The sequence below is a fragment of the Mongoliibacter ruber genome, assembly GCF_003003005.1.
GTDB classification, from domain to species: Bacteria; Bacteroidota; Bacteroidia; order Cytophagales; family Cyclobacteriaceae; genus Mongoliibacter; species Mongoliibacter ruber.
The window spans coordinates 227,808-243,253 of sequence record NZ_PVTR01000001.1 but is presented as its reverse complement, the minus strand read 5'-3'; the positions used below and the strand labels follow the sequence as shown (position 1 = coordinate 243,253).

Here is a 15,446-nt window from a genome sequence, read left to right as displayed (position 1 = left end):
TAAATTATGAATGGTATAGCCCCAATAACTGTATCTTTAATTTATGGATTCGAAATAAAAATTCATTGATTTTTGGTGAAGGCATATTGTCTGTATAATTGTAAGTCAATTCCAATATTTGGATGTATGCATTTTTAAGTAGAACATCTTCAAGTAAATCAAAAAAATAATCAATATGTTCTTTTAGATCCATCATTAAATCTGTGCACTTTAGTAAAGCTTCATCGTATTCCGGACTTTTTAGAATACCTGCATAAATTTCAAGTTGTTCAAACTTTTCTTCCAATATACTTTCAGATTTTCGCTTTTGTATTAAATCAGATCTGACCTCTTTTAATGCCTCATGAAGTTCATAATTATCTGATTCATCAAAATAATCTTTGAATTCAACCTGATAGATTTTAATAACATCTTGGCTTAATTTTGAAACTATGATTAAGGATTCAATGATGATTTTTTGTCTATTCTCAATCTTTAATTTCTTGTCATGGTCTTTAAGATAGTTGAAACCAATGAAAAAAGTCACCAAAAATATAATTGTCTGAAGAACCATAGCTCCAGCAATAACCAAATTGGCACCCCCATTGATTACAACAGTCCAAAATTCATTTTTGAGTAGTTCTTCCATCCCCAGATAATATCCGATTAAAAATATAATTGACAAAATATTATTTGTAAATTTCTTAAATGAAACCTCTACACAAGCGCAACATTGTAGTTTTCACTGCTCCCTGTGATACGGAGCTGACGATTTTTAATTATCCGGAAAAAATTCCCGTGAAAAAAGGTGACCAGGTAACCTTCAAAATCCGCATAAAAAAACCGAGTAAGATTATCTCGCATACTAGGGTGAATTAATCTTTTTTCAATTTTGACAAAATTTCTAGAAATTTTATGTAATCCTCGTTTTTCCCCATTCTATCTTCATTAATTTTATCTAAAACGTGAAGAAGGTTCTTTAAAAAAATATTTATCGCGATAAGTTTCTCCTGTTCTAAAGAATTTTGGGCTGCTTCAATTGAATCATTTGAAATAATCTTGAATGGCTTAGTTAAATCGCTTTCGATCATTTCAAAAAAGCTTATTGTTTGGAAAAATCCTTTATAAACTGTATAACTTTTGTCTGAAGAAATCAAAAAGGCTGAAGATTTGATAAGAATTAAAAGCCACTCTTCATTTTCCAATAGTTCACCATTTTTTCCTTTTTGATAGGATTTGTTTAATAATGAAGGTGATACAGAAATTGTAATTTTGTCCATTAAATTTTCTTCATTTAAGTTTAATTCCCTAGAATTATCTTCTGAACATTTATGAGCGAATTCTAAAATTTCTAATACACTCTTCCTGAAAGCTTCCATAAATTCTAAAGCCTCTATTTTTACTTTTGAATCTTGCAAATGAGAAGTGAAAAAGAAAACTGGGATAGTTATTAACAAAGAATTGAATAGAGGCATTAAGAATAAACCAGTTTCATATCCAAATGGACATACCTCTGGAACTTCTGAAAAATAAGCTATAAAAGCAGACCCAATTATAGATAAGCCAAAAATTGTTACCCATACCCAACTAAACTTATACAAAGCAAATAAGAATTTAGGTTTCTTCATTACATTTAATTTGAATTCCTCTTTTTTTTAACTCCCTAATATAATCATTCAACTCCTTATCCTTACCCTGATCGATTGCATTGATAGATATAATTACCAGCTCCTTCAGTTGCCTTCCATTTGATAGCCTGTCAAATGGTAATTTCTGATTAGTAAAGACGATGTTGGTAATCTTGGCAGATATCCGGTCACGGATTTCCACCAGTTCCTTCCTTAGGGCTTCTTTGTTGATTTGATTGTCATTCATATGTCAATAATATAGACCATTGTTTTTATATGGAAAAGTATGCCTGTGCTTTTCTGATACGGTTGACTTGGATTGTCTGCGAATATACTTTTTACTTGGCTTTTCGGAAGATTGACGGGTTGTAGAAATATTTCTTTGCAAAGGTGGCCGACTGTCTTCTACAGCAAAGTATTCGCGCTGCCATCAATATCAAAACAAGGTTTTCCAGAGGAAGCCTTCCTGGTTTTTTATCGCTGTACTTGGCTTGGGTAGCTGATCAGCCGGTCTTTTCACCGGCAAATAAATTTCAAACCCTCAATCAAAAAGCCATGAAAAATCTAACAGTTACTCCGCAGAACTTTGACCAAATCATCCCATCTCTTTCAGATGTGCAACAGGCAGAGCTTATTTTCCAACAATACAAAAACCCAACAGGTCCATGGGTCATTGAACCATCATATGTGTACCAAACAACTTGGATCTTCAACGAACCCCATCCAGACGGCTTAGAGGATTAATCCTCTAATCGGAATTTCATCAAATATCTGTACCATCCCTTCCGGATGGTATTTTTCATTTTAGGCTCAAGAGACGCCGATGTGAGTGTCTTCACTCACATCTTAAAGCCAAACAAAATGAAAAAGCTGATCCTTTCCCTCTTTCTTATCACCTCCTGCAGTCCTTCCACCCTCAGGCACTTTGCCATCAATAATACCCTGATAGTCTCAGAAGTCTTTCATGACTATGTGAAAGTGTACAGCTCATCCACCCAAGAAGCTACTACCAGCAGCCACTTTCTTATCCACTATCCATACCCGATTCATAAGGGAGATACCCTGAGGATAGGCCTTTGCTCTTCACATCCCTAACCTCCTACAACCCTACTTCCCAGCTTTTACCCTGTCCTAAGGTCTCCCAACCGACTTCCCGAATTTGTCCATAGCTAAACCAACAGCCATGAGCAAATTAAAAGAAGACAAATCCCGCGTCCGTCTGGAAGTGGATGGTAAACAGGCCATCAACGAACTCGGAAAGCTGGAGATGGAGTCCAAAGAGCTAGTCTCCGATATGAAGGCAGCCAAGAAGGGAACGGATGACTATATAAATGCCAACAAGCGACTAAATGAGGTCAAAAAAAGAATCACCGATGTAAGAAAGGAACTGGGACTTGCCGGAATGACAATGGGCCAATTGACCCGCTATCAGCGCGACCTCAGAACAGAGCTCACCAATACCACCACCAGAGGCACGCAAAGGTATCGGGAATTGAATGCTGAAATCCAAAAAGTAAATGTTGCCATCCGTCAGCAAAGGGCAGAGTTGAACGGTACGGCTGGATTTTTTAACAAAATGGGCAAAGAGCTCCGCACTTTTGGATTACTGGCAATTGGCTATTTGGGCGCCGGAGCATTTATGGGACAGGTTCAATCTATGGTCCAAGGCTCTGCCAAGTTATCCGATGAATTGTCCGATGTCCAAAAAACAACAGGTCTTACAGATCAGGAACTCACTAAGCTCAACAATACCCTGCGCAACATGGACACCAGGACTGCGAGGTCTGAACTCCGTGGTCTTGCAGAAATAGCAGGTCGTCTTGGACTCCAATCCATCAAAGACATCGAGGGGTTTGTCAATGCAGCTGACAAAATCAACGTGTCCCTTGGTGATCAGCTTGGAGATCCGGAAAAGGTCATGCGACAGTTGGGTAAACTGACCAGTACTTTTGGCGTGACAAAGGAATTTGGCATAGAGCAGGCACTCTTGAAGGTCGGTTCTGCCATCAACGAACTCGGCATGGCTTCCACGGCCAACGAAGGATACCTGGTGGAGTTCACCAAAAGGATGGGTGGTATTGCTCCACTTGCCAAAATCAGCATTGAGAATGTACTAGGCCTTGGAGCTACGCTTGACAGTTTAGGACAAACTTCCGAAGTATCTTCTACAGCACTGTCCAAGCTATTTATCGGCATGGCAAAAAACGCTGACCAATATGCCAAATATGCCAAAATGGAGGTGAAGGACTTTGTGGACCTTTTGAATACAGACGCCAACGAGGCATTTATACGAATGCTCGAAGGGGTGAAGGACAATTCTGCCGGTATCACGGATCTTGCTTCCACACTGGGTGACTTGAAACAAGATGGCGGTAGGGTAGTGGGTGTCTTGGGTACATTGGCCAACAATACCGAAACCTTAAGAAAACAGCAGGAAATAGCCAATGCCGCTTTCAGAGAAGGCACATCAGTAGTAAATGAATACAATCTCAAAAATGAGAATATGGCAGCCAACCTTGCCAAGATTCAAAAATGGATGGCAGGTCTTTTTGTCAATTCAGAGGTGATGAATGGGCTGAATGAGTTTGTAGGTGCTTGGGCGAGATGGATAAAAATACCCATCAGCCAGAAAATTCAGGAAGAGCGGATTGAGCTTAACAAAATGTATTTGCAGATTATCTCTACCAATACCGGCACTGAAGATAGGATCAAGCTGATCAAGAATCTTCAGGAAAAATATCCGGCCTACCTGGGAAATCTAAATGCTGAGAAGGTATCCAACAAGAAACTTGGTGAAGCGATCAAACTTGTCAATGACCAGTTGGTCAATAAAATCATCTTACAGGAGCAAGACGAAAAGATTCAATCAGCTGCGGAGAATACCGCTAGAGCAAGGATGAATATGCTCAAAGCCGAGGATCATCTCAGGGAGGAAATGCTTAAGGTTGCTGAAAAATTCAATCTAAAAATATTTGAAGGTCTCAGCTTGGAGGATCAGGCACAGACATTATTTGCACGGGCCCAATCTTATGATAACCTACGTGAAGGTAGGGATGGTAAGCTTTTGGGTACTACCGCCAAGCTCAGCAACCTACTCGCAGAGTATCGCACCAACATAGAGATCAACAATAAGCTGGATGAAGATTCCAATATGTTGATTACTGAAAGAGAACGGCTTATAGAACGTCTTGGAATCACAATGGATGCAGCGACAGGTTCAGGAGGTGATTTTGATATCCCCGACGACCCTGTAGAGACCACTACTTCAGACGGATTGCCATCCGTAGAGAAGACCAAAGATAAAATGGAGCAGCTTCGCAAGCTGTGGGAAAAATACAAGGAAAACATTGAGAGCAAAAAGCGGGAGTTTGAGCTTTCACAGATGGAAGGTGAGGAGAGGGAAATTGCAAAGGTTAAAGACCAATACGCAGCCCTTGAACTCGAACTTGCCAGCCATTTTGACAATAAGGTAATCTCGGAACAGGAATTCATCAACCGTCTGAAAGAACTCGCTGAAATGCGAAACCTTGAGATTGGCGAAATTGATAAGAAGCACCGTGAACAGGAAGCGCAGGAAAAGCTGGACGCTGAAAAGAAGATCCGCGAGGCCACTATGGAAGAGAGGGCTCTTGCAGAGCTGAAGATCAAAGAGCACTATGATATATTACTTGAACTTGCCCGCAAGTTTGGTATTGACCAACAGGGAATTATAGCCGAACGACAAAAAGCACTAGGCCAGCTAGCAGACAAATACAGGCAGAAGGAAATACAGGATGAGGCTGAAAAGTATGAAGCCAAAAAGCTGATGGCTATGGACTTCGCTTCCGTGGCTACGGGTACAATGGGCTTGGTAGCCAACTTCTCCGGAGACATCGCCAAGTATGACAAGACTATGGCCATTGCAAAAGCCGCGATTGGCAGTGCCGAGGCGATTGCCAATATGATCAAGATGTTTTCCGCTACCTCATTCACACCAATCGACTTGGCTGCCAAGATTGCAGCGGGTACAGGTATCATCTTGGGTAATATCAATGCCGCCATGCGGGTAGCCAACAGGACCAGCATTCCTGATGCTCCCGAAACCCCTGATGTGCAATCTGTACCTACCCGAGGAAGAAGGGGCACCACTGCCGTCAAGTCTTACTGGGCAGGTGGTGGCACTGATAATGCAGGGATGGGGTTTGGTGATAAGTTTGGGGAGTTTGCGGGATTTGTCCACAAACATGAATATGTCGTTCCCGAAATCCTGACCAAGGATCCCCGCATTGCCAACCTATTGCCTGCAATTGAATCCATCCGAAAAGATAAGGTCAGAGGCTTTGTAGATGGGGGAAGTACTTCCTCTGGAGTTGCTTCAGGTGGAATAGGCAGTTCGGATCCAGAAGTAAAGGAATTGTTGAGATTGTTGGTGTTCAAAATGGACAATATGCCCAAGAGGATTAAAGCCTACCTGGTCTACTCCGAATTCGAAAAAATACAGGAAGAAGCCGAGATGATCAAAAAGAGGTATAAGGCCTAAATAATTAATCCTCCTAAAATTGATTTTTTGGGAGGATTAATTATTTTTAAAAATGAAAAAAATCTTAATCGGCTTTTTAGTACTTCTTTTTTCCTGTGATACCACCCCTTCACAGAATATTTATTACCTCAAGCAAGCCTACAGCCAAGACTACAATTCCGAATTTGGAATGGAAGAAGAGGACAAACCCTTTTTGGCCTGGGAAGTAAAAAAAGACAGCATCATCATAGACGGCACTCCCAAAAAGTACGAGAAAAAGGGATCCAGACTTTTGATCTATGGAGATGATCTGGAGGCAGATTACACAATTAAAACATGGTCGAAGGATGAAATATTCCTGTCCCAAAGGGATGGCCGTGGCAAAGAGACACTTTACCTTTTTAAAAAATGATATTGTTCACCTCAATTTTAAAATTATGGCATATGTTATTTTATTTCTTATCTCGACAGGTTTCATCCTCTTCTTGTTCGTTTTGAATATTTTTGAAAAAAATAAGCAAGAAGCAAATCTTAAATTTATTAAAGATCAAATTCTTACTTCTCAAAAAACACCATTTATCAATAAGAATGGTACCTATTACTACCAAGCGGGTAAAAAGGAACTTCCCCAAAAACGTGCAGTACCGAAAAGAAAAGTTGACCTTGAAAGTAATTTTGAAAAAAGCGAAGGACAAAAGGCTTATTATGCAGTACTAAATATTGAACTGGAAAATGATCCAGAGGACTATGAATCCGCATCATATCAATTTGAAAGCTGGCCTGAAGTCTCAAAATTAGGCTATTACCTTTTTGATGAATCTTTCAAATATGTAAATCACCGCTTTTTTGATTTTAGAAAAACCCAACTTAATAATTCGGAAAAATACTCAGCCTTTCTTAATGATATGCGTCCGGTCAAAATGCTTGTAGCCTTTAATATGGATTTTCTTGGGAGGGCAATAAAGGCCGATTTTCTGAGAAACGACTATAAAATGTCAATCTTCAACAAAAATTTTCACTGTCTTATGGTAGAAGGAGCACCTATTGTTGCTATAATAAATTCCCGTAATAATGACTGGAAGTGGCCCACATTTAACGAGCTTCTCACCAAACTCTTTTTCCCCGAAGAAGACCCTGAAGACTTTGATCCTGAAATAGAGGATGATTTTGAGGAAAAGACCAGGATTACTGCCAAATGCTTTCTTAAAATGCGCTAATCCGTATCTTTACAACGCTGTTCTTATTAACCAAAATGCAATGCGCAAGACCCCAGTATTGGGGTTGATGGAGCGTAGGTGGAAGTCCTACGTCTTTTGCGCATTGCGTAGTAAGAACAGCACCACCATTAACCCCTCTTCTTATGTCCATACTGACACAAAATCAGCTGGTAGCTGTCAACGAAAATTTTGAACTGGATCTGGACTACGGCAATGCCACGCATTACCGTGCAGCTTCCATCATCTACAACCTTTGGAAGATCAAAGACCCAGATCAGGCAGAAACTGCTGCCGAGGATATTCAGGCAAAAGACCCAAACCCCGCAGATAGCGCTTTGTCATATCAAGGCTCGAATGACGACACTGACGACTGACAAACTCAATATCAAGCGTGGCCTGATAGGTATCCACTACACCGGTATGCTTCCAACAGTACAATGTGTATTCGGATATCAGCCCTAGCTTTTTTCGTATGATCAGGTGCCTTCGGGTAAAATTGTTGATGTAAACCTGTTTCGTGCTTGGAATTCCTTCAGGCCCAATCAAAAAATAATTGGGCGGAAATTCCCTGACTTTAAGTTTTACCAATAGCCTCTCCATAGCAGGAGAAATAATAACATGCTCTGATCTTCTATTTTTCGAGGCTGTACCGGGTATGTTGATCGTTTTTTCTAACACATCACGAACTTTCAGCCTCCTCAGCTCTCCCGGTCTGATGAAAGTGTAATAAATAAATTGGGCAAAAATTTTCAGTGGGGGCTCTTCCTCTTCGTAAGCTTTCATCAAATTGAGTTTTACTTCCTTGGGAAAGCTATATACTGCCGGCTCTTCTATTTTCAGTGGTGCGATTGCCTTGGCAGGATTGACGAGCAACTTTTGATTTTTGACCAGGTAATTGAAATTGATCTTGAGGTAGGTCAGGTTGTTATTGTAACTGGAATTTCCCAGTTTTCTTCTTTTACGGATCCACTGCATGTATGCATCACAGATTGCATGATCAACCAACACCAAAGCAAGGTTTTCCTGTTTACGCTCTTGCAGAAAGAGTTTAAGTTCTTTTCTGATGAGTTCGAGCGATTGGATGGACCTTTTCCGGAGATTGGGTTCACGGTGATCATACACCCAGTCAAAAGCTTCCAACCAGGTAAGCAATGATCCATTGACCTTTTCTTTCTTCGCCGGTTCCTGCCCGACATGATACCCTTCAGCAAGGAGAGCATTGATCTGGGCAATTTGCTTTTTGGCAATGCGGTACCGCTCTTGTTTGTTTTTGATCTTTGCCGAGATCCAAAGTTGTTTTCTGATAAGATTATTCTCTACAGTAGAATAAACATGAAAACTAATGCACCACCTTTTAGAGATGTCGCCATTTGCGTCATTAAGGTGTGCCAATTTGTAGGGAAAAACTGGCTTTCCGAGTTCCACTGTCATGGTGGTCTTGCGACCGATTAAACCCAGATTTTGAACAGTTACTGTTTCAAAATCTGTTTCAGAATGAAAAAATCCGCCTTTAAAGCTGTTTAAAGGCGGTTTTGTGCACTCGGAAGGATTCGAACCCTCAACCCTCAGAGCCGAAATCTGATATTCTATCCAGTTGAACTACGAGTGCGAAAGACTAAGGGAAGGTCCCTTAGTCCAATAATTATGAAATTGCTTCCTTCACTTTGGCAGCAGCTTCTGCCAAAGTAATGGCTGAGGAAACTTTAAGTCCTGATTCATCTATGATTTTTGCACCTTCTTCAGCATTGGTACCTTGAAGTCTTACAATGATAGGAACTGGAATGTCTCCAATTGACTTGTATGCTTCAACTACACCATTGGCTATTCTGTCACATCTTACAATTCCGCCAAATACATTGATCAATATGGCTTTTACGTTAGGGTCTTGTAGGATGATTCTAAAACCAGCTTCCACTGTTGTGGCATTTGCACCACCACCTACATCTAGGAAGTTGGCAGGCTCACCACCTGAAAGCTTGATCATATCCATGGTAGCCATTGCTAAACCTGCACCATTTACCATACAGCCTACGTTTCCGTCAAGCTTGACATAGTTGAGGTCAGACTTAGCTGCTTCTACTTCCAAAGGATCTTCTTCTGCCAAATCTCTCAACTCAGCCAAATCCTTGTGTCTGTAAAGGGCATTGTCATCAATATTTACCTTAGCATCTACGGCTAAGATTTTGTCATCTGAAGTTTTAAGAACCGGGTTGATCTCAAATTGAGAAGCATCAGAACCTATGTAAGCGTTATACAAAGAATTGATAAATTTCACCATTTCCTTGAAAGCATTACCTTCAAGGCCAAGTTTGAAAGCGACTTTTCTAGCTTGGAATCCCTGCAAACCTACTTTAGGATCTACCCATTCTTTTATGATTTTTTCAGGTGTTTTTTCAGCTACTTCTTCTATATCCATTCCACCTTCTGTAGAAGCCATGATCACATTACAACCTTTGGCTCTATCAAGTAAGATTGAAAGGTAATATTCTTTTGGCTCAGAAGCACCTGGATAGTAGACATCTTGAGCGATCAAAATCTTATTTACTTTTTTACCCTCTTCTCCTGTCTGTATGGTTACCAAAGTTCCTCCAAGGATATTTTTGGCTTTTTCAGACACCTCTTCGAGTGATTTGGCAAGGACTACACCGTTTGAACCGGTTTCCTTTACTTTACCTTTACCTCGACCACCTGCGTGAATTTGGGCTTTGATTACGTACCAGGAAGTTCCTGTTTCTGCATTAAGTTTTTTTGCTGCTTTAAGGGAAGTTTCAGGGCTATCTGCGACGATACCCTCCTGAATTCTCACACCGTAGCTTTTCAAAAGTTCTTTTGCTTGATATTCGTGTATGTTCATCCTTGAGAAAATTTTTGCCCGAAGTTAAGCCCTACATATTGATTTTTCAAATTAAGCTTAGCTCTTTTTGGGAAATAAATGGCATTTTTGCGCGGTCTTGTCTAAGTTTATAATTCTCATCACACCAGTTTAAAAATACATGCTAAAAGCTAAAGATGTCACAAAGTTCTACGGGGAATTACAAGTCCTTAAAGGAGTAGATGTAGAAATTGCTGAAAATGAAGTTGTTTCTATTGTCGGAGCCTCAGGCGCAGGTAAAAGTACTCTACTTCATATTTTAGGCACTTTAGACCAAGCTGATGGTGGTGAGGTGTGGATAGGAGAGACGCTAATCACTAAACTTAAAGGGGATAAACTTGCAGATTTTAGAAACAGCCAGATTGGTTTTATTTTTCAGTTCCACAATTTATTGCCTGAGTTTACCGCTGAAGAAAATATATTGATTCCAGGTCTGATTGCAGGAAAGCCTGAATCTGAGCTAAGGAAAAGAGCAGCAGAACTGTCTAAAATGCTTGGTTTTAATCCTAGACTAGGACATAAGCCTTCAGAGCTATCAGGAGGCGAACAGCAGCGTGTGGCGGTGGCAAGAGCACTGATCAACAATCCTAGGATTGTTTTTGCCGATGAACCTAGTGGTAACTTAGATTCGAATAATGCCCAGGCGCTTCATGAATTGTTTTTTGACTTACGGGAAAATTTTGGGCAATCTTTCGTAATCGTTACCCATAATCAAGAATTGGCCCAAATGGCAGATAGAACCTTGACCATGCAAGACGGTAAGATCCTATCTGATATCAAAAAGGGTTAATTATCTTATCTTCTAACATTCACATTTGTAAATTTCCCTTCAGCTATGGTAATGCCATTACCTGTTCCCAACGCCGGCCTTGCTGTAAAACTAAAGGTTCCAGAAATCTGATTTCCTTCAAATTTGGTGATAACCATACTCCCTGAAGTAGCCATGTAAACAGTTTGGTTTGAATCTGTATAACTGGCCACATTAGCAAGAGGGTAATTGCCAGGCTTGTCATCCATAATGGTAATGGAAAAAGCGGACCTGTCTGAAGCTCCGGCAGCTATACTTGTGCTAGTGATTCCGGCGACAGCTACTACCTGTGAATTACCAGAACCCTTCCAGGCTGTACCATCGATTTGTGCTTCAACATTGTAGTTTCCGTTTGGTGAATCATCGTTGTCACAAGACGAAAGAGACATGGACATAATGAGAAGCGACAGTAGGATAATTGTTGTGAACTTTTTCATGTTTTTTTTAACAAAGTTCACGAATGTCAGAAGTAGAGGAAATACCCTGAAAACTGTATTTCTATATCCGTACTACTGGGTATATCTTCATTTGATCAGCTTCAACATCTCTTCCACATGTGCCTTTGATTCAAACATGTCAGCATATACTCCTGCCACAATATGGTTTTTGTCTAAAAAGTAGGTGATCCTTTTTGGCATCTTCACAATAGGTATCAATGCATCGTAAGATTTGCAAACCCTACCATCCAAATCACTTAAAAGGTCAAAAGGCAAGCTATATTCTTCTTTAAACCTGATATGGGTTTTCATATCATCCCGACTGATGCCATAAATTGGAATGTCTAAGGCCCTGAATGCTGCAAATTGATCCCTGAAATCACAGGCTTCTTTGCTGCACACTTTGGTGAAATCTTTTGGATAAAAGTAGATGATGCAGGCTTGATCTTTGCAATCTTGACTTAAAGTGAACTTTTCTCCTGAAGTAGACGAAAGTGTGAAGTCCGGTGCTTTTGTTCCTTTCTTGAGGGCCATATAGTTATAATTTCAGCATTTTTAAATAATTATAATGAATACTAAAGCATTTAGATCGATTAAAGTTCGAATAGGCAAAAAAATGAGCATTTGAATTGAACCCTTAATGCTAAAAATCCATTACTCATTAGAACAAAAAAATACAGACAATTTTGATCAATAAGAGCGTCCAACATATGCTGTTGGCAGGATTTTTATTTTCTTTGATGAATGTTGCAGTCAAGCTGGTGTCGCATATCCCCGCTATTGAAATCATCCTCTTTAGGTCGGCATTTAGTCTTGTTTTCACTTTTTTACTTCTCAAACAGAAAAAAGTAGCTGTGCTGGGCCACAATAAAAAGTTGTTGGTTTTGCGGGGAATAGTAGGTTCAATAGGGCTCATTGCCTTTTTTTATACCCTACAGCGCATCCCTTTGGCCAGTGCTGTGACACTCAATTACCTGGCCCCTGTATTTACAGCAATCATGGGTATTTTCATCGTAAAAGAAAAAGTCAGGGCGAAACAGTTTTTTTATTTTGGAATATCATTCATCGGTGTACTGATCATTGAAGGTTTTGATCCCAGAATTTCTGTCATTGACCTTTCTATAGCCTTGGTAGCTTCTCTTGCAATGGGTTTGGCCTATAATATTATAAGAAAACTCAATACCTCAGAGCACCCACTGGTTATCATGATTTATTTCCCAATGATCACCTTACCCATTGCCACGATAGTAAGTTCTCTTGTTTGGGTCCAACCTAGTGGATGGGATTGGTTAATTTTGCTTGCTGTCGGTATTTTGACTCAGTTTGCACAATACTTCCTGACCCTTGCCTATCAGAATGCCAATGTTGCTAAGATTTCAAGTCTCAGCTATTTGAGTATCATTTATGCACTTTCTTTTGGATTTTTGATTTTCGGAGAAACATATAATATAATGACATATTTGGGAATGTCGTTTGTGCTGGCTGGCGTTATATTTAATATCAGAAAATAAATTCAAGTATGTTTCTTTTTTTGATGGTTTAAATCAAGGTTTAAAATGATCATGATTATAATTGCAAAAGCTTATTTTTGAGTTTTATTGATACATTCATGAAAATTACCAAAGACTTATACCAGAGTTCGCTCGCACTTTTAACTGATTTCTACCAATTAACCATGGCCTATGCCTATTGGAAATCCGGAAAAGCAGAACAAGAGGCCGTTTTCAATTTATTCTTCCGAAAAAATCCATTCCAGGGAGGTTATACCATTGCAGCAGGTTTGGATTACATTATAGACTATTGCAGGAATTTCAGATTTGATGAAGCTGATCTGGAATACCTTGAGGAAATGCAAAACAGCGATGGCTCACCGACCTTTCAAAAAGAGTTTATCGAGTACTTGAGAAACCTTGATTTTTCCTGTGATATAGAAGCTGTAGAGGAAGGGACAGTTGTATTTCCTAATATTCCAATCGTCAAGGTAAAAGGACCACTTATTCAATGTCAATTATTGGAAACCCCATTGCTCAACATCATCAACTTTCAGACATTGATTGCAACCAAAGCTTCCCGCATTACCGAAGCTGCCAAAGGGCAATCTGTGCTTGAGTTTGGACTGAGAAGGGCTCAGGGTATTGATGGGGCATTGGCAGCAAGTCGGGCTTCCTATATTGGAGGCTGCTCGGCCACCAGCAACGTCATGGCAGGGAAACTATTTGACATCCCGGTTTCTGGTACTCATGCGCATAGTTGGATCATGTCATTTGACAGCGAGCTTGAGGCCTTTCATGCCTATGCCGATGCTTTTCCAGACAAATGCGTGTTCTTGGTAGACACTTACGATACGATCAACGGAGTGAAAAATGCCATTGAAGTCGGTAAGTCTCTCAGAGAAAAAGGAAAAGAGATGGTTGGTATAAGGATAGACTCTGGTGATTTGGCTTATTATAGTACAATAGCCCGTGACATGTTGGATGAGGGTGGTTTTCCAAAAGCACAGATTGTAGCATCAAACGATTTGGATGAACAGATTATCACTTCTTTGAAAATTCAAGATGCACGTATTGACATATGGGGTGTGGGAACCAAACTGGTAACTGCATATGACCAACCGGCATTAGGGGCAGTGTATAAATTAGCGGCTATTAGAAAGTCTTCCGGAGAATGGGAACCTAAAGTAAAGGTGTCTCAACAATCAATTAAGATCAATATTCCAGGTGACCATGATGTGGTAAGGTTTGTAAAAAGCGGGAAAGCACTGGCAGACATGATTTACCTTACAGGAAATCCTGTCGAAAAAAACAATTATGTAATTATTGACCCGAATGATCCCACCAAGAGGAAGAAAATAAATATAAATGGACTTGAAAAGGATAACTTACTCAAGCCGATTTTTGAAAAAGGAAAAAAAGTCTATTTAAGACCTGATATCCACCAAATCCGAGAAAATGCAAAAAGGAATTTGGAGCTTTTCGACAAGGCACATAAAAGACTGGTCAATCCCCACATCTATCCTGTGGGACTGGAGGAGGGATTGTATAACCTCAGAACGGATTTGGTATTGAAGATGAAAAACTATGATGAGTAATAAAAAGATAATTTTCAGCACACCTGACTATCAATATTTGCTAGATGAAGTAATTGAATTGGGAAGTTTTGAGAGGGGGGAAATAGAAGTTCGTTTGTTTCCGGATGGTGAACGTTACCAGCGAATTCTGACAGCAGTCAATGGCAGAGATGTAGTCCTTATTGGTGGCACTATCTCGGACAGTGATACTTTGGAAATATATGACTTGGCTTACGCATTGATCAAATATGGAGCAAGATCTATTCAGCTCTTCTTTCCCTATTTCGGATACTCTACAATGGAGCGTGCGGTGAAAGAAGGCGAAGTTGTGACTGCCAAATCTAGGGCTGTCATGTTTTCATCACTTCCCCGAACCAGCTTGGGAAATTACTTCACATTTTTTGACTTACATTCTGAAGGCATACCTCATTATTTTGAAGGGCAAGCATTGATCAATCATGTCTACTGTAAACCAATAATTATTGAAGCTGCCCGGAATTTGGCCGATGATGGCTTCGTGATGGCCTGTACAGATGCAGGAAGAGCAAAATGGGTTGAATCTTTAGCCAATGAAATGGGAGTAAATGCTGCTTTTGTGTTCAAAAGAAGGGTGTCAGGTGATAAAACTGAAGTTACAAGTATTTCTGCAGATGTAGAGGGAAAGGATGTTGTTATTTACGATGATATGGTACGTACTGGAGGTTCACTTATCAATGCAGCCAAAGCCTACAAAAATGCAGGAGCTAAAAATATCTACACCATTACTACCCATGGTCTGTTTTCGAACGATGCTTTGAACAAGATTCAATTATCGGGAGTAATCAAAAAGGTAGTCTCTACCAATACACATCCAAACAGCATCAAATTGAATTCCGATTTTCTGCAAACAAAGAGTATTGCTCCTTTAATCATTCATGAAATCAGTAAGTAAAAATTCTAA

Annotated in this window: 16 protein-coding genes and 1 tRNA gene; 9 read left to right on the top strand and 8 right to left on the bottom strand. The window is 39.9% G+C overall.

From position 1 onward, the window contains the following. Positions 1-4: 4 nt before the first annotated feature. From CLW00_RS01060 to CLW00_RS01050, 3 genes are all read right to left on the bottom strand, one after another. A complete protein-coding gene (locus CLW00_RS01060; protein ID WP_106131791.1) occupies positions 5-628 on the bottom strand; it encodes a hypothetical protein in 624 nt (207 codons plus the stop codon). Between the two features lie 226 nt (positions 629-854). Then, positions 855-1,607: a hypothetical protein gene (locus CLW00_RS01055; protein ID WP_106131790.1), complete on the bottom strand. Its 753-nt coding sequence runs from the start codon at positions 1,605-1,607 to the stop codon at positions 855-857. Next, on the bottom strand, positions 1,594-1,854 hold the full coding sequence (locus tag CLW00_RS01050) for a hypothetical protein (protein WP_106131789.1): 261 nt from the start codon (positions 1,852-1,854) through the stop codon (positions 1,594-1,596). The genes CLW00_RS01055 and CLW00_RS01050 overlap by 14 nt, the downstream gene beginning before the upstream one ends. 308 nt (positions 1,855-2,162) lie before the next feature. On the opposite strand from CLW00_RS01050, the gene CLW00_RS21505 reads away from it, so the two are divergent. The 5 genes from CLW00_RS21505 to CLW00_RS01025 all read left to right on the top strand — a co-directional run bounded on the left by CLW00_RS21505 (position 2,163) and on the right by CLW00_RS01025 (position 7,322). After that, positions 2,163-2,351 (top strand): hypothetical protein, encoded by a 189-nt coding sequence (locus tag CLW00_RS21505; RefSeq protein WP_211300129.1) that lies wholly within the window; start codon positions 2,163-2,165, stop codon positions 2,349-2,351. Positions 2,352-2,468: 117 nt separating this feature from the next. Continuing rightward, a complete protein-coding gene (locus tag CLW00_RS01040) occupies positions 2,469-2,702 on the top strand; it encodes a hypothetical protein (RefSeq protein ID WP_146131351.1) in 234 nt (77 codons plus the stop codon). 88 nt (positions 2,703-2,790) lie between these two features. Then, entirely contained in the window at positions 2,791-6,126 is a 3,336-nt protein-coding gene (locus CLW00_RS01035; RefSeq protein WP_106131786.1) for a phage tail tape measure protein, read from the top strand. Positions 6,127-6,178: 52 nt separating this feature from the next. Then, on the top strand, positions 6,179-6,517 hold the full coding sequence (locus CLW00_RS01030) for a hypothetical protein (protein ID WP_106131785.1): 339 nt from the start codon (positions 6,179-6,181) through the stop codon (positions 6,515-6,517). Positions 6,518-6,542: 25 nt separating this feature from the next. After that, positions 6,543-7,322 (top strand): hypothetical protein, encoded by a 780-nt coding sequence (locus tag CLW00_RS01025; protein ID WP_106131784.1) that lies wholly within the window; start codon positions 6,543-6,545, stop codon positions 7,320-7,322. Between the two features lie 261 nt (positions 7,323-7,583). On the opposite strand, the gene CLW00_RS01020 is transcribed toward CLW00_RS01025, so the two are convergent. The 3 genes from CLW00_RS01020 to sucC form a co-directional block, all read right to left on the bottom strand. Continuing rightward, entirely contained in the window at positions 7,584-8,753 is a 1,170-nt protein-coding gene (locus tag CLW00_RS01020) for a tyrosine-type recombinase/integrase (protein WP_106131783.1), read from the bottom strand. Between the two features lie 104 nt (positions 8,754-8,857). Beyond that, positions 8,858-8,931, bottom strand: a tRNA-Arg gene (locus CLW00_RS01015). 33 nt (positions 8,932-8,964) lie between these two features. Continuing rightward, positions 8,965-10,176 (bottom strand): ADP-forming succinate--CoA ligase subunit beta, encoded by a 1,212-nt coding sequence (gene sucC, locus CLW00_RS01010; protein WP_106131782.1) that lies wholly within the window; start codon positions 10,174-10,176, stop codon positions 8,965-8,967. A gap of 139 nt (positions 10,177-10,315) precedes the next feature. Between sucC and CLW00_RS01005 the strand changes: the two genes are divergently transcribed. Further along, on the top strand, positions 10,316-10,984 hold the full coding sequence (locus CLW00_RS01005) for an ABC transporter ATP-binding protein (RefSeq protein ID WP_106131781.1): 669 nt from the start codon (positions 10,316-10,318) through the stop codon (positions 10,982-10,984). A 5-nt stretch (positions 10,985-10,989) separates the two neighbouring features. On the opposite strand, the gene CLW00_RS01000 is transcribed toward CLW00_RS01005, so the two are convergent. Continuing rightward, positions 10,990-11,439 (bottom strand): DUF6252 domain-containing protein, encoded by a 450-nt coding sequence (locus CLW00_RS01000; RefSeq protein ID WP_146131350.1) that lies wholly within the window; start codon positions 11,437-11,439, stop codon positions 10,990-10,992. An 87-nt stretch (positions 11,440-11,526) separates the two neighbouring features. Further along, positions 11,527-11,973: a peroxiredoxin gene (locus CLW00_RS00995; RefSeq protein WP_106131779.1), complete on the bottom strand. Its 447-nt coding sequence runs from the start codon at positions 11,971-11,973 to the stop codon at positions 11,527-11,529. 176 nt (positions 11,974-12,149) lie between these two features. On the opposite strand from CLW00_RS00995, the gene CLW00_RS00990 reads away from it, so the two are divergent. From CLW00_RS00990 to CLW00_RS00980, 3 genes are all read left to right on the top strand, one after another. After that, positions 12,150-12,950, top strand: coding sequence for a DMT family transporter (locus CLW00_RS00990; protein WP_106131778.1), 801 nt, complete (start codon positions 12,150-12,152; stop codon positions 12,948-12,950). A gap of 98 nt (positions 12,951-13,048) precedes the next feature. Next, positions 13,049-14,527, top strand: a complete 1,479-nt coding sequence (locus CLW00_RS00985) for a nicotinate phosphoribosyltransferase (RefSeq protein ID WP_106131777.1) — start codon at positions 13,049-13,051, stop codon at positions 14,525-14,527. Beyond that, positions 14,520-15,437, top strand: coding sequence for a ribose-phosphate diphosphokinase (locus tag CLW00_RS00980; protein ID WP_106132202.1), 918 nt, complete (start codon positions 14,520-14,522; stop codon positions 15,435-15,437). The genes CLW00_RS00985 and CLW00_RS00980 overlap by 8 nt, the downstream gene beginning before the upstream one ends. The last annotated feature ends 9 nt before the right edge of the window (positions 15,438-15,446 follow it).

What these genes read in the sequence shown, in the direction of transcription:
- CLW00_RS01030 (WP_106131785.1), top strand. Translation starts at nt 6,179, where the DNA reads ATGAAAAAAATCTTAATCGGCTTTTTAGTACTTCTTTTTTCCTGTGAT.
- CLW00_RS01040 (WP_146131351.1), top strand. Translation starts at nt 2,469, where the DNA reads ATGAAAAAGCTGATCCTTTCCCTCTTTCTTATCACCTCCTGCAGTCCT.
- CLW00_RS01060 (WP_106131791.1), bottom strand. Translation starts at nt 628, where the DNA reads ATGGAAGAACTACTCAAAAATGAATTTTGGACTGTTGTAATCAATGGG.
- CLW00_RS00990 (WP_106131778.1), top strand. Translation starts at nt 12,150, where the DNA reads ATGCTGTTGGCAGGATTTTTATTTTCTTTGATGAATGTTGCAGTCAAG.
- CLW00_RS01035 (WP_106131786.1), top strand. Translation starts at nt 2,791, where the DNA reads ATGAGCAAATTAAAAGAAGACAAATCCCGCGTCCGTCTGGAAGTGGAT.
- sucC (WP_106131782.1), bottom strand. Translation starts at nt 10,176, where the DNA reads ATGAACATACACGAATATCAAGCAAAAGAACTTTTGAAAAGCTACGGT.
- CLW00_RS01020 (WP_106131783.1), bottom strand. Translation starts at nt 8,753, where the DNA reads ATGACAGTGGAACTCGGAAAGCCAGTTTTTCCCTACAAATTGGCACAC.
- CLW00_RS01055 (WP_106131790.1), bottom strand. Translation starts at nt 1,607, where the DNA reads ATGAAGAAACCTAAATTCTTATTTGCTTTGTATAAGTTTAGTTGGGTA.
- CLW00_RS01005 (WP_106131781.1), top strand. Translation starts at nt 10,316, where the DNA reads ATGCTAAAAGCTAAAGATGTCACAAAGTTCTACGGGGAATTACAAGTC.
- CLW00_RS00980 (WP_106132202.1), top strand. Translation starts at nt 14,520, where the DNA reads ATGAGTAATAAAAAGATAATTTTCAGCACACCTGACTATCAATATTTG.
- CLW00_RS01000 (WP_146131350.1), bottom strand. Translation starts at nt 11,439, where the DNA reads ATGAAAAAGTTCACAACAATTATCCTACTGTCGCTTCTCATTATGTCC.
- CLW00_RS01050 (WP_106131789.1), bottom strand. Translation starts at nt 1,854, where the DNA reads ATGAATGACAATCAAATCAACAAAGAAGCCCTAAGGAAGGAACTGGTG.
- CLW00_RS21505 (WP_211300129.1), top strand. Translation starts at nt 2,163, where the DNA reads ATGAAAAATCTAACAGTTACTCCGCAGAACTTTGACCAAATCATCCCA.
- CLW00_RS00995 (WP_106131779.1), bottom strand. Translation starts at nt 11,973, where the DNA reads ATGGCCCTCAAGAAAGGAACAAAAGCACCGGACTTCACACTTTCGTCT.
- CLW00_RS00985 (WP_106131777.1), top strand. Translation starts at nt 13,049, where the DNA reads ATGAAAATTACCAAAGACTTATACCAGAGTTCGCTCGCACTTTTAACT.
- CLW00_RS01025 (WP_106131784.1), top strand. Translation starts at nt 6,543, where the DNA reads ATGGCATATGTTATTTTATTTCTTATCTCGACAGGTTTCATCCTCTTC.